This is a genomic window from Micromonospora sp. WMMD714 (genome assembly GCF_029581315.1).
Taxonomy (GTDB): Bacteria; Actinomycetota; Actinomycetes; order Mycobacteriales; family Micromonosporaceae; genus Micromonospora; species Micromonospora rifamycinica.
The window spans coordinates 3,212,836-3,225,703 of record NZ_CP120744.1; the positions used below are offsets into that span (position 1 = coordinate 3,212,836).

The following is a 12,868-nucleotide window of genomic DNA, read 5'->3' on the forward strand; positions in this document are numbered from 1 at the left end:
TCGTCCCGGTCCGGTGGGTAAAGGACCTGCCAGGGGCGGAATTTCCGACGTTTGCCTGCCCACCGCCCCGGGAAGCAAGCACCGTGACGGACATCTCGGACACCCTGGCCAGCCTGCCCAGCGCGGTCGAAGCCGATGCGGCGGGCGCGGAGTTGGAACAGACCCTCTTCGAGGTCAGACGCGTGATCGTCGGGCAGGACCGGCTGGTCGAACGACTGCTCACCGCACTGATCGCCGACGGGCACTGCCTCCTGGAAGGGGTGCCCGGCGTCGCCAAGACACTGGCCGCGCAGACCCTGGCCACCGTCGTCGGCGGCACCTTCACCCGGATCCAGTTCACCCCCGACCTGGTGCCCTCCGACATCGTCGGCACCCGGATCTACCGCGCCTCGACCGAGAGCTTCGACGTCGAACTCGGCCCGATCATGGCCAACCTGGTGCTCGCCGACGAGATCAACCGGGCCCCGGCCAAGGTCCAGTCGGCGCTGCTGGAGGCGATGGCCGAGCGGCAGGTCACCATCGGCGGGCGGAGCTGGCCGGTGCCGGAGCCCTTCCTGGTGCTGGCCACCCAGAACCCGATCGAGTCCGAGGGGGTGTACCAGCTCCCCGAGGCACAACGCGATCGCTTCCTCATGAAGGTCGTCGTCGACTACCCGGGCGACGCCGACGAGCTGGCCATCCTCTACCGGATGAGCAGCGACCGGCCCCGCCCGCGCCGGGTTCTCGACCCGGTCCGGCTGCGCGACTACCAGCGCCGGGCCGCCCACGTCTTCGTGCACCACGCGCTCGCCGAGTACGTGGTCCGGCTGATCCTGGCCACCCGCGACCCCGCCCGCTTCGGGCTGCCGGAGGTCGCCCCGCTGCTGGCGTACGGGGCCAGCCCCCGGGCCACCCTCGGCCTGGTCGCCGCCGCCCGTGCCCAGGCGCTGCTGCGGGGCCGCGAGTACGTGCTCCCCGAGGACGTCCGCGAACTCGCGGTCGACGTGCTCGCCCACCGGCTGGTGCTCTCCTTCGACGCGGTGGCCGACGGGGTGTCCGCCGAGGCGGTGGTGCACCGGCTGGTCCAGGCGGTGCCGCCGCCGGTGCTCGCCACCGGCCACCCCGAGTACGCGCCCGTCCTGGGGGCGGCGTGAGACCGCCGAGCACCTCCGTGCAGACTTCCGTGCCGGCCGACCCGACACTGGCCGACCTCGCCCCCGCACAGCGGCTGCGCCGGCTCGAACTCACCGTCACCCGCCGGCTCGACGGGCTGCTCCAGGGCCAGCTGCGCGGCCTGCTGCCCGGCCCCGGCAGCGAACTCGCCGGCAGCCGCGAGTACCGCCCCGGCGAGGACGAGGTACGCCGGATGGACTGGGCGGTGACCGCCCGGACCACCGTCCCGCACGTCCGCGAGGTCGACGCCGACCGCGAGCTGACCACCTGGCTGCTGGTCGACGCCAGCCCCAGCATGGAGTACGGCACCGCCGAGCTGGACAAACGGGAACTCTCGGTGGCCGCCGTCGCCGCGGTCGGCTTCCTCACCGCCGGGACCGGCAACCGGCTCGGCGCACTGGTGCTCGGCACCGACGGGCTGCGCCGGTTCCCGGCCCGCTCCGGGCGTACCCATCTGCTGCGGCTGCTCCGCGCGCTGCTGCACGCCCCCCGGGCGGACGCCGGTGCCGCACCGACCGGCCCCGACCTGGCGGGGGCCTTTACGGCGGTGCCCCGGGTCGCCGTGCGGCGGGGGCTGGTGGTGGTGGTCTCCGACTTCCTCGACGGGCTTCCCGACGGGCACGACGCCCCGCCCCCCTGGGAGCCGGCGCTGCGCCGGCTCGCCGCCCGGCACCAGGTGCTCGCGGTCGAGATCACCGACCCGCGTGAGCTGGAACTGCCCGACGTCGGCCTGGTCACCCTGGTCGACCCGGAGAGCGGCCGGTGCCGTGAGGTGTGGACCGGGGATCCGGCGCTGCGCCGCCGGTACGCCAGCGCCGCCGCCGCGCAACGCGCCCAGGTGGCCCGGGTGCTGCGCCGCAGCGGGGCCGGGCACCTGGCGTTGCGGACCGACCGGGACTGGACCGCCGACATCGTGCGGCACGTGTACGCCCAGCGCCGGCTGGCCACGGCGGCCGCCGCCACCCGGGGCGGTGTCGCGTGAACTGGCAGTCACCGCTGCGGCTGCTGCTGCTGCTCGGGGTGGCCGCGCTGGCCGCCGGCTACCTGCTGGCCCAGCGCCGACGCAGCCGGTACGCGGTCCGCTTCACCAACCTGCGGCTGCTCGACCGGGTCGCCCCGCAGCGACCGGCGTGGCGGCGGCACGTGCCCGCCGGCCTGTTCCTGGCCATGCTGGCGCTGCTGGTGGTGGGCTTCGCCCGGCCCACCGCCGAGGTGCGGGTGCCCCGGGAACGGGCCACCGTGATGGTCGCCGTGGACGTCTCCACCTCGATGCTCGCCACCGACGTGGAACCGGACCGGCTGACCGCCGCCAAGGAGGCCGCCCGGACGTTCGTCGACGGGCTGCCGGACGAGTTCAACGTGGGGCTGGTCGCGTTCGCCGGCAGCGCGGCGGTGCTGGTGCCGCCGAGCACCGACCGGGGTGCCCTGCACGACGGGATCGACCGGCTCGCCGAGGGGATCACCGGGGTCCAGGGCACCGCCATCGGCGAGGCGATCAGCGCCTCCCTCGGCGCGGTCAAGAGCCTCGACGAGAAGGCGGCCAAGCAACCGCCGCCGGCCCGGGTCATCCTGCTCTCCGACGGGGCGAACACCTCCGGCGCGGACCCGATGGAGGCGGCCTCGGCGGCCGTCGCGGCGAAGGTGCCGGTGCACACCATCTCGTTCGGCACCCCGGGCGGGTTCGTCGACCGGGGTGGCCGGCCGATCCAGGTGCCGGTCGACGGGCAGACCCTCCGGGCGGTCGCTGACGAGACCGGGGGCGGCTTCCACGAGGCGGGCAGCAGCGCCGAACTGCGCGACGTCTACGAGGACATCGGCTCCTCGGTCGGCTACCGCAAGGAACGTCAGGACATCTCCGCCCGGTTCATCGGGCTCGGGCTGGTCTTCGCCATGGGGGCGGCGGCCGGATCGATGCGCTGGTTCTCCCGCCTCCCCTGAGGTGGGGACGGCGTGGCCCCTGTCCGTCGCAGCGCACAGTGAGGAGCGGACGTATGGCAGTACAGACCGGTCTGGGGGAGCCCCGGGGCCCCTGGTTCCTCTCACCCGACCTGGGACCGGACGGCCGGCACCGGTGGGACGTGCCGGGGCCGGGGGAGGACCCGTCCCGACGACGGTGGCGGGGCCGGTTGTGGACCGCCGCCGCGGTGGTCGCCCTCTCCACCGTCTCCGGCGCGGCGGCCGGTGGCTGGGTGGCCGGTCAGGACGGGGCCGGGTCGACGGCGGCCTCCGCCGCCCCGGTGCCGGCTGAGCTGGTCACCGCCGCCCAGAAGACCGTGCCGGGGGTGGTGTCCGTGCTGGTCGGCGGGGGTGCCGCCGGGCGGTCGGCGACCGGCTCCGGCTTCGCCATCGACAACGAGCAGCACATCGTCACCAACGACCACATCCTGGCCAAGGGGGGTGGGGGCGCGGTGACCGTGGAGATGCCGGACGGTCGCCGGTACGCCGCCGACGTGGTGGGTCGCGAACCCGGCAGCGACCTGGCGGTGCTCAAGGTGCCGTCGGCCGCCGGGCTGGCCCCGTTGCCGCTGGCCAAGCCCCGGTCCACCCGGGTCGGCGAGCCGGTGCTCGCGGTCGGTTCGCCGCTCGGCCTGGCCGGCACGGTGACCGCCGGGATCGTCAGCGCGCTGAACCGGCAGGTACGGCTCGGCACCAGCCGGCGTAGCGCGGTGCAGACCGACGCGTCGATCAACCCGGGCAACTCCGGTGGGCCGCTGGTCAACGCCCGGGGCGAGGTGGTCGGGGTGAACACGGCGATCGCCACCATCGACGGCAGCGGCTCGATCGGCATCGGCTTCGCCATCCCCATCGACCAGGTGCAGCAGACCGCCGACACCATCATCGGCAAGGGCGGCTGAGTCCTCGCGGTCGGCTGCGGCGGCCCGCGCCCCTGGTGACCGCGCCGGGGCCTCGGTGCCCCGCGCGGGTGTGGTGGCCCCGGCCCGGCGGCGACCGCGCCGCGCGGCGTCGGCCGGGGGCGTTAGCCTCGCGGGGTGGACGACGGACTGCGGGTGACCGACCGGTGGACAGTGCCCGCCGCCGAGCTGCGGGAACGGTTCTCCCGCTCGTCCGGCCCCGGCGGGCAGGGGGTCAACACCACCGACTCCCGGGTCGAGCTGAGCTTCGACCTGGCCGGCACCAGCGGGTTGCCCCCGGTGCTGCGGGAACGGGCGCTGGAGCGGCTCGCCGGCCGGCTGGTCGACGGGGTGCTCACCATCGCCGCCAGCGAGCACCGTGCGCAGTTGGCCAACCGGGAGGCGGCCCGGGAGCGGCTGGCCGCGTTGCTGCGCGAAGCCGTCGCCCCGCCGCCGCCACCCCGCCGGCCCACCCGGCCCTCGCGCGGTGCCAAGGAACGCCGCCTGGCCGACAAGAAACGCCAGTCGCAGCGCAAGCGGGACCGGCGGGCCGACGGCGACTGAGCCTTCACAGCCAACCGCCAGTGCCCCGCCGCACGGCCCCGGTGGCCCGACCCCGGGCGGCTGTTCCTCGGCGGATGCGGTGCGGGAGATCGTGATCCACTACGTCTCACGTGCAGCCGGCACGGCGTGTCGTGTCGCCCACCTGTAGACGATCATGATCCTCCCGGGGTGCCGCCCCGCGTCGAAGCGCTTCGCCAGGATGCGGGAGGGCGTTGAGTCGCGGCCACCCGGTCTGCTGAGATGTGGGTGGGAGCAACCGGGCCGTCACCGACCGCACGCCGTCACGTGACAGGAGTCCCCTCAGCATGCTCCGAAAGCCGTTCCTCTCCGCCCTGCTCGCCGCGCTCGCGGCCGTCCCCCTCACCCTGCTCGTCGGGTTGGTCGCCGCTCCGGCGGCCCGGCCCGCCGCGGCCACCCCACTGCGGGTGATGCCCCTCGGCGACTCGATCACCGGCTCGCCCGGCTGCTGGCGGTCCATCCTCTGGAACCGTCTCCAGTCCACCGGACACACCAACGTGGACTTCGTCGGCACCCTCGGTCCGCAGGGCTGCGGCCAGCCGTACGACGGGGACAACGAGGGCCACGGCGGTTACCTGGTGACCAACGTGGCCAACCAGAACCTGCTGCCCGGCTGGCTCGCCGCCACCCACCCCGACATCGTGCTGATGCACTTCGGCACCAACGACGTGTGGAGCAACATCGCGCCGGCCACCATCCTCACCGCGTACTCGAGGCTGGTCGACCAGATGCGGGCCAGCAACCCGGCGATGCGGATCATCGTCGCCAAGATCATCCCGATGGCCCCGTCGAGCTGCGCCGAGTGCGGGCAGCGGGCGGTCGCCCTGAACGCCGTGATCGACGGCTGGGCCGCGGGGAAGACCACCGCCGCGTCGCCGATCGTGGTGGTCGACCAGTGGACCGGCTTCAGCACCACCACCGACACCTACGACGGGGTGCACCCCAACGCGGCCGGCGACCAGAAGATGTCCGACCGGTGGTACCCGGCGCTGGTGGCCGCGCTCGGCGGCACCACCCCGACCAGCACCCCGACGGGCAGCCCCACCACCTCACCCACCCCGACCAGCACCCCGACGGGCAGCCCCACCACCTCACCCACCCCGACGCCCAGCCCCACGGTCAGCCCCACCGGGTCGCCCACGGTGGACCCGCCGACCACCTCGCCGCCCGCCGGGGTGGCCTGCACCGCCACCTACCGGATCACCAACCAGTGGCAGGGCGGGCACCAGGGCGAGGTGACAGTGCGCAGCACCGGCGCCGCGCGCACCACCGGCTGGCGGGTCACCTTCACCCTGCCCGCCGGGCAGCAGATCACCCAGACCTGGAACGCCGAGCTGACCCAGACCGGCAGCGCGGTCACCGCCCGGAACGTGGGCTGGAACGGCGCGCTCGCCCCGGCAGCCGAGGCCACCTTCGGGTTCCTCGGCACCAACACCGGCACCGCCACCGCCCCGACGGCGACCTGCACCGCCAGTTGACCGGTCCACCCATTCGCCGAAGAAGACCCGCAAGATCGTGCTGAATCCACGAAGTAGTGGCCTCCCGGACGACGGAGGCCACTACTTCGTGGTTCGAGCGTGATCATGCAGGAGACGGGCGGGCAGCCGGCAGTCGAGGCGTGCGTCGGACGGTCAGCTGTGGACGGTCCCGGCGAGGTCCAGAGCGGCCAGCAGCCGGGCACGGAGCACGGCGGCCTGCCCGGCGAAGTCGCGTTGCGCCGCCGCGTACTCGGCCCGCCCCTCGGGGGTCTCCACCCGGACCGGGGGATAGCCGAGGGCGGCCAGATCGTACGGGCTGGCCCGCATGTCCAGCGCCCGGATCCGCCGGGCCAGCGCGAAACAGTCCGCGACCAGCTCCGAGGCGACCAGCGGGGAGAGCTTGTACGCCCACTTGTAGAGGTCCATGCGTATTCTTACCCCAGGCAAATTTGAGGGAGGGAACGCAGGGATGGACGTTGTCATCTACGCACGGCTCAGCCTGGACAAGCTGGGTAACGAGCTGGGCGTTGATCGGCAGCTCGAAGCTTGCCGGGAGTTGGCAGCTCGTCAGGGCTGGACGGTGACGCGGGAGCTGATCGACAACAGCATCAGTGCCACGACCGGCCGGGTCCGGCCGGCGTTCGAGAAGCTTCTCACCCTGAGCCCGAAGCCGGACGCCATCATCGTCTGGCATCTCGACCGGCTCGTCCGCCTCACCCGTGAGCTGGACCGGGTGATCAGCTACGGCGTACCCGTCCACGCCGTGACCGCAGGGATGCTGGACCTGAGCAACCCGACAGGCGTCCTGATGGCGAACGTGGTCACGGCGTTCTCCCAGTTCGAGGGTCAGCAGAAGGCTGCTCGTCAGCGTCTGGCAGCCACGCAGCGCGCTTCCCAGGGCAGGCCCTGGTGGTCTGCTCGGCCCTTCGGATATGAGCGCGACGGAACACCTCGTGGTGGTGAAGCCGAGGCCGTCCAGCGTGCGTACCAGGATCTGTTGGCGGGGCGCTCCCTGTTGTCGATCGCTGACGAGTGGAACCGCCAGGGCATGCTCACCACCCGGGGGAGGAGATGGGCGGGAGCAACTGTTCGTCAGCTCCTCATGTCTGCCAGGAACTGCGCTATCCGGACGTACGCGGGGGATGAGGTCGGCCCTGGTAACTGGGAGCCCCTGGTACCCGAGGAGATCTACCGTTCCGCTGTTCGTGTGCTCAACTCTCCTGCCCGTAAGGCTGGTGGTGGCGGTCCCCGTCGCAGCCTGCTGACGGGCGTCGCTATCTGCGCCAAGTGCGGTGGCCCCATCCGCACGGCGTGGCGTGGGCGCAAGGGCGAGGAGGGTAGCTACGCCGTCTATGAGTGCAAGTTCAAGCACTGCGTATCCCACCGTCAGGACGAGGCGGACACCATGGTCAGCGATCGGGTGATCCGGTTCCTGACCGCGCCGCAGTTCGCGGAAGCGTTCGAGCAGAGCGAGGACGATCTGCCTGCTCAGCAGATGAGGGACGAGCTGGGGAGCCTGCGGTCACGGCTCGATGATCTGGCCACCGACTACGCTGCCGGACTCGTTACGCGATCGCAGTTCCTGACTGCATCCCAGACCATGCGCAGTCGGGTGGATGAGTTGGAGGATCAGCTATCCCAGCTGGGGAGTGACAGCGCCGTCAAGGGCGTCACCGGGATGACGGACGAGCAGGTGCGCCGTCACTGGGACGGGTTGGATGTAGACCGCAGGCGGTCCCTGATCCTGGCGGTTGTCGTGAGCTGTCGTCTCCGTCAGAAGGGGCGTGGCGTCCGCCGCACCGATGAGCGGCATGTCGATGTGTTGTTCAGGGCGGGAGACCCCGCGCAGGTTGCGAGCATCTGACCCAGGGGAGGAACCGAACCGGGGAGAGCGCCCCGAAGGTGCCCATCTTCGGACTCCTGATCCTCGGATTCTCCGCCGACACATGAACACAGGGAGCGCAGGGGCCGTTCGAACCCTGTTATGGCTGGCGGGCCAGCGCTCTCTTCCCAGGTCAAGAGCCAGATCCCCGCTCCTGGGCAACCTTGGAACCGGGGCAAGATGGCGGATGCTATGACGTAGCGGTGCGGAGAGGGTGTCTCAGGGGGTCATGCCCCCATCCTTGCCGGTGGCTCCGCTCCCTCAAGCAGCGATGCACACACATCGATCAACCGGGCGCGTAGTCGGCCCGCGCGCTGCGAGAACTCGCGTTGACGAGCGATGTACTCGGCCTTGCCCTCGGGTGTCTCGATGGCCACCGCCGGTTCCCCGTAGGAGGAGAAGTCGTACGGGGACGCCTGCATGTCGAGCAGCCGGATGTCCCTCGCCAACTCGAAGCAGTCGAGCGCCAGATCCCCCGGAACCGCAGGGCCTAGCTTGGTTGCCCACTTGTGGCAGTCCATCGAGGCATGCAAGCAGCCCGGCTGGTCAAGCTCTACCTGGCTCTCCCTCGTTGGTTGGAGCCGGTTGAGGCTGACTGCGTCAGGGGTGAAGAACCGGAACGCATCGAAGTGCGTGCAGCGGATCTGGTGAGACTCGACTACCGCGTCAGTTCCCTCTTGCCCAAGTCGCAGGGGGAGCGGATGCCGATGCTCGCGTTGGCGGTACACCATCGCCCACTCATGCAGGCCGAAGCAGCCAGTGAAGGCTGGTCGCGGCGAGATGGCGGACAACAGTCGATGGATGAAGCGTACCGACTCAGCCCGGTCGGCAAGGAACGCTGCGACGTCGAAGCTCACGATCCCGTCCGCGTCCGTGGCATACCAACGCCACTGCCGGTGTGGGGCAGAGCCGTGCGGTCCCGGTTCCAAGGAGATGCCCACGCCGGGGTGCCACCGTCGGAGCACGGAGGGTCGGGTGCCGTAGTAGTCGTACAAGAAGTCATCGATCGCGTGGCGCTCCCTCGTGGCCTTGCGGGCGCGGTGGCCTGCGGTAAGGGAGTCGGCGCGCTTCTCGTGAGCTTCCAAGAGGGGAAGCCAGCTTGCGGCGGGGATGTTGGTCAACGGTTCGGACCCTTGTTGTCCGCTTCGTGCCGCTTGCATACCCCCCACTTGTGATGGGTGCCTGAGTTGCGCTTACGCAGGTCCATGTTGGCGTGCAGGCAACCCGGCTGCTCCAGCGCGCAGCCCAGGTGCGCCGGTCGTCCGGCGGTGGCCACCAGCAGCTCCCGGATCCAGGCGATCGACTCGGCGCGTCGGCCGCGTACCCGGTCGGTGGCGAGGGTGACCCCGGCGGGGTCGGCGCGGTAGTCGGGGCCGAACTCGGCCGGGTCGGCGTCGCGCAGCAGCACGCCGACGCCCGGGTGCCAACGGCGCAGCTGCGCCGGCCGGTACGAGTAGTAGGTGAAGAGGAAGTCCTCCACCGGGTGCCGGCCGCCGGTGCGGCGACGGGCCAGGTGCGGGTCCAGCCAGGCGGCCACCCGCGCCTGGTGGGCGGCCCGCCGGGCCTGCCAGTCAGCCGCGTCGAGGGCGGCGGGAACGAGGGCGGCGGTCACCCCCTCAGGGTACGACCGCCGCCCGGTCACCCCGTCGGGACACGACCGCCGCCCGTCGGCGGATCAGGGCACGGCCACCCGGACCCCGGCGGAGAACACCCCGCTGCGCAGCTCCAACTGCTCCGGCTTCTGCATCCCGTGCACGGTGAAGACGAGCGGCAGCACCACCCGGCTGCCCGCCGAGACCGGCTCGGCGAAGACGTCCCGGCCCAGGTTCGCCAGCCGGGTGGCGTCCTCGTCGGTGCTGACCCAGGTCCCGCCCGGCAGGTACGCCCGCTGGAGCTGACCGTGCCAGCTCTGCTGCTCCGGGGTGACGTTGCGCACCCCGACGGTGGCCTGGCACCGCTGGCTCGCCGCCTGCGCGGTGGCGCAGGCCACCCGGTAGACGGTGAACTCGAACGCCTTCTCCCGCAGCGGGGTGCCGACGGACCCGGTCGTGGTGGTACCCGTCCACGCCCCGGCGGTCGGCTGCTTGCTGGTGTCGATCGCGGCGACCTGCCGGGTGGCCGTCCAGGCGGCCACCGAGACCACCCCGGCCAGCACGGTCGCGGCGACCCCCACCACCAGCCACACCGACGGGCTGCGGGGCCGCCCGGGCCGTCCCGGGGTGGCGGGTCGCGGATACACCGTCCCGCCGCCCGGGGCCGCCGGCCCACCGACGTACGGCGTGGTGCCGGCCGCCGTCGGGGCGGTGCCGCTCGGCGCGATGCCGCTGACCCGCCGCCGGGCCCGCAGCCGCCACCAGAGCCCACCGACGAGCAGCGCCAGCACCACCAGGGCCGCGCCGAGCAGGATCAGGGGCTGCCGCCAGACCGGCGTCGCGGGCACCGCGGCCTCGGGGGCCGCCGCGCTGCGCCAGGTGGCGGTCGCGCAGTCGTACGGCTGGTCGCCGTCCCTGGTGTAGGCGCAGGCCGGCGCGGTCAGCTCCTGGCCGGGCGGGGTGGCCGCCAGGGCGGTGTCGAGGGTCCGGGTCGCCCCGGCCGGTACGACGAGCCGCCAGGTGACCTCCCCGCCGCCGGAGGAGCCGCGCGGCCGGGTGGCCAGCCCGCCCGCGCTGACCGCGGTGGTCGACGTGTTGGCCGGCAGCTCCTGCCGCACCATGGTCTGCACCGCCGAGCCGCCGGTGTTGCGGACCAGGATCCGGTAGCCGGGCACCGCGGTCGCGGCGGGTGCCACGGCGACGGTGAGCTGCGGTGTCGGCCGGGGCACACCCGGGTTGCCGGCGGTGGTCATCCCCGGGGCGGGTACCGACGGGGTGACCGGGATCACCGCGCCGCTGGCCGCCACCCCGGGCGCGGCCGTCGCGGCCCGGTGCGGGGCCGCGACCCCGACCGGCGCTGCCCCTGTCGGTGCCGCCGCTGCCGTCGGCGCAACCGGCGTTGCCGCCGCCGGTGCCGTCGTCGGGTTCGGCGCTCTGGCCGGTACCGCCGTTGCTGCCGCCGGTGCCACCGCTGCCGCCGCCGGCGTTGCCGGTGCCGCTGCTGCCGCCGGTGTCGTTGTTGCTGCCGCCGGTGTCGCCGTTGCGGTCGCCGGGTTCGCTCCGGGACCGGGCAGCGCCGGTACGGCGGCGAGAATGCCCAGGCAGTTCACGAAGACCGCGAGGACCCTGTGGTGTCGTCTCGATGCAGGCATACCAACGAACCTCCGACGCCGACGCTAGGGGCGCGGACCCTCCGCCCGGGTACGAAGCGTCGAATCCCGCCCGCAGCGGCGACCGGTGCCCTAAGCTGCGCCGACGATCGCCCGGCGGCCGACGGGCCGGGCGTCGTGGGGATAGATTGGCCGGGTGCGTATCGCTCGTTTCGCTCATGCCAAGGGAATGTCGTTCGGAGTCGTCGAGGGGGAGGCGGAGGGCGGGCCACAGGGTCTGACCATCGCCGAGATCGAGGGCCACCCGTTCGGGCAGCTCCAGTTCTCCGGTGCCCGCTGGGCACTGCCCGACGTGCGGCTGCTCTCGCCGATCCTGCCCAGCAAGGTGGTCTGTGTCGGGCGTAACTACGCCGAGCACGCCGCCGAGCACGGCAGCGAGGTGCCGACGGAGCCGTTGCTCTTCCTCAAGCCGTCCACCTCGGTGATCGGCCCCCGGGACGCGATCCGGCTGCCGGTCTTCAGCAAGCAGGTCGAGCACGAGGCCGAGCTGGCCGTGGTGATCGGGGCACCCGGTGCCCGCCGGGTCGACCGGGCCACCGCCGCTCGGGCCATCTTCGGCTACACCTGCGCCAACGACGTGACCGCCCGGGATCTCCAGCGGTCCGACGGACAGTGGACCCGGGCCAAGGGTTTCGACTCGTTCTGCCCCCTCGGCCCCTGGATCACCACCGACGTCGACGTCACCGACCTGGAGGTCCGCTGCGAGGTGGGCCGCAACCCGGACGAGATGGAGGTACGCCAGCTCGGCCGGACCAAGGACATGGTGTTCGACGTGCCGGCCCTGGTGTCGTACATCTCGCACGTGATGACGCTGCTCCCCGGGGACGTGGTGCTGACCGGCACCCCGGCCGGGGTTAGTCCGCTCACCGATGGGGATACGGTCACCGTACGGATCGAAGGGATCGGCGAACTCACCAACTCGGTGGTGCCGGTCGGCTGACCGTCCGAAACCCTGTTTCCGCAGCTCAATGGCGGTTTGGGGGGATCGGATTTGGCCTGTTGGCGCGGGGAGGGTAAAGTTCCATCCCGGCGCCGCAAGGGGCCAATGGGGTATGGGGTAATTGGCAGCCCAACTGATTCTGGTTCAGTTAGTCTAGGTTCGAGTCCTGGTACCCCAGCGCAACCACGGGTTCACCCGAATCCGTGGACGCTGGATTCTGACGGAGTTCCACTCCCTCCCCGCACGGGGTAGAAGTCGATCTCTGATAGAGTGCAGCTTCCCCGCCCTGCCGGGTGGGGAAGCACAAGCTATGTTCTGGCCCCGTCGTCTAGTGGCCCAGGACGCCGCCCTCTCAAGGCGGTAGCGCCGGTTCGAATCCGGTCGGGGCTACAACGCTGACAGCCCGTCCCACCCGGTTGGGGCGGGCTTCTTCGTGTCCGACGTGCTCCCCGTCCCGAGACGCCCTGCCCTCCCGGAGCGCGCCCGGTGCCGCCCGTTGCGGTGCTCCGTCGAGATGTTTCCCTCGCGGTACCGCCTGTCGTACTGTGCGCCGGCAAGGTGCTTCTCCGTGGTGCTCCCCGGCGCGGCGCTTCTTCGCGGTGCCCCCGGCGCGGTGTGGTCGAGGTGCCCCCGGCGCGGTGTGGTCGAGGTGCCTCCACGTGGTGTTGCCCGTTGCGGTGCGGTCGGGGGCCTTCCCTCGTGGTGTTGCCCGTGGTGGTG

10 protein-coding genes, 2 tRNA genes and 2 pseudogenes are annotated in these 12,868 nt (G+C 72.4%); 10 read left to right on the top strand and 4 right to left on the bottom strand.

Translation table 11 applies throughout. The annotated features are described in order from the left end of the window. Positions 1–83 precede the first annotated feature (83 nt). The 6 genes from O7625_RS14275 (at position 84) to O7625_RS14300 (ending at position 6,064) form a co-directional block, all read left to right on the top strand. Positions 84–1,133 (top strand): AAA family ATPase, encoded by a 1,050-nt coding sequence (locus O7625_RS14275; protein ID WP_067311016.1) that lies wholly within the window; start codon positions 84–86, stop codon positions 1,131–1,133. A 29-nt stretch (positions 1,134–1,162) separates the two neighbouring features. Continuing rightward, a complete protein-coding gene (locus tag O7625_RS14280; RefSeq protein ID WP_282346945.1) occupies positions 1,163–2,134 on the top strand; it encodes a DUF58 domain-containing protein in 972 nt (323 codons plus the stop codon). Next, the gene (locus O7625_RS14285; protein ID WP_282346442.1) at positions 2,131–3,090 is read left to right on the top strand and encodes a VWA domain-containing protein; all 960 of its coding nucleotides are present in this window, start codon (positions 2,131–2,133) and stop codon (positions 3,088–3,090) included. The genes O7625_RS14280 and O7625_RS14285 overlap by 4 nt, the downstream gene beginning before the upstream one ends. A 53-nt stretch (positions 3,091–3,143) precedes the next feature. After that, positions 3,144–4,007, top strand: coding sequence for a trypsin-like peptidase domain-containing protein (locus tag O7625_RS14290; RefSeq protein WP_067311022.1), 864 nt, complete (start codon positions 3,144–3,146; stop codon positions 4,005–4,007). 135 nt (positions 4,008–4,142) lie between these two features. Beyond that, complete coding sequence (gene arfB / locus O7625_RS14295) at positions 4,143–4,568, top strand: alternative ribosome rescue aminoacyl-tRNA hydrolase ArfB (protein ID WP_282346444.1); 426 nt, start codon at positions 4,143–4,145, stop codon at positions 4,566–4,568. Positions 4,569–4,873: 305 nt separating this feature from the next. Next, positions 4,874–6,064 (top strand): cellulose binding domain-containing protein, encoded by a 1,191-nt coding sequence (locus O7625_RS14300; protein ID WP_282346446.1) that lies wholly within the window; start codon positions 4,874–4,876, stop codon positions 6,062–6,064. A 153-nt stretch (positions 6,065–6,217) separates the two neighbouring features. Here the strand turns inward: O7625_RS14300 and O7625_RS14305 are convergent. Further along, a pseudogene (locus tag O7625_RS14305) lies at positions 6,218–6,490 on the bottom strand (3-methyladenine DNA glycosylase); the annotation flags it as partial. A 43-nt stretch (positions 6,491–6,533) separates the two neighbouring features. Here O7625_RS14305 and O7625_RS14310 point away from each other — a divergent pair. Further along, a complete protein-coding gene (locus O7625_RS14310) occupies positions 6,534–7,928 on the top strand; it encodes a recombinase family protein (protein ID WP_282346448.1) in 1,395 nt (464 codons plus the stop codon). Positions 7,929–8,173: 245 nt separating this feature from the next. Here O7625_RS14310 and O7625_RS14315 read toward each other — a convergent pair whose 3' ends face one another. From O7625_RS14315 to O7625_RS14325, 3 genes and pseudogenes are all read right to left on the bottom strand, one after another. Then, a complete protein-coding gene (locus O7625_RS14315; protein ID WP_282346450.1) occupies positions 8,174–8,803 on the bottom strand; it encodes a hypothetical protein in 630 nt (209 codons plus the stop codon). Positions 8,804–9,186: 383 nt separating this feature from the next. Then, a pseudogene (locus O7625_RS14320) lies at positions 9,187–9,558 on the bottom strand (3-methyladenine DNA glycosylase); the annotation flags it as partial. Between the two features lie 63 nt (positions 9,559–9,621). After that, the gene (locus tag O7625_RS14325; protein ID WP_282346452.1) at positions 9,622–10,791 is read right to left on the bottom strand and encodes a hypothetical protein; all 1,170 of its coding nucleotides are present in this window, start codon (positions 10,789–10,791) and stop codon (positions 9,622–9,624) included. 553 nt (positions 10,792–11,344) lie between these two features. Here O7625_RS14325 and O7625_RS14330 point away from each other — a divergent pair. The 3 genes from O7625_RS14330 to O7625_RS14340 all read left to right on the top strand — a co-directional run bounded on the left by O7625_RS14330 (position 11,345) and on the right by O7625_RS14340 (position 12,538). Beyond that, positions 11,345–12,148, top strand: a complete 804-nt coding sequence (locus O7625_RS14330) for a fumarylacetoacetate hydrolase family protein (RefSeq protein WP_084261425.1) — start codon at positions 11,345–11,347, stop codon at positions 12,146–12,148. A gap of 106 nt (positions 12,149–12,254) precedes the next feature. Then, positions 12,255–12,326 (top strand) — tRNA-Gln (locus O7625_RS14335). A 139-nt stretch (positions 12,327–12,465) separates the two neighbouring features. After that, positions 12,466–12,538 (top strand) — tRNA-Glu (locus tag O7625_RS14340). Positions 12,539–12,868 lie beyond the last annotated feature (330 nt).

Bases quoted from the DNA above. Each gene is read 5' to 3' on its own strand.
- O7625_RS14290 (WP_067311022.1), top strand. From the start codon at position 3,144: ATGGCAGTACAGACCGGTCTGGGGGAGCCCCGGGGCCCCTGGTTCCTC.
- O7625_RS14325 (WP_282346452.1), bottom strand. From the start codon at position 10,791: ATGACCACCGCCGGCAACCCGGGTGTGCCCCGGCCGACACCGCAGCTC.
- O7625_RS14310 (WP_282346448.1), top strand. From the start codon at position 6,534: ATGGACGTTGTCATCTACGCACGGCTCAGCCTGGACAAGCTGGGTAAC.
- O7625_RS14300 (WP_282346446.1), top strand. From the start codon at position 4,874: ATGCTCCGAAAGCCGTTCCTCTCCGCCCTGCTCGCCGCGCTCGCGGCC.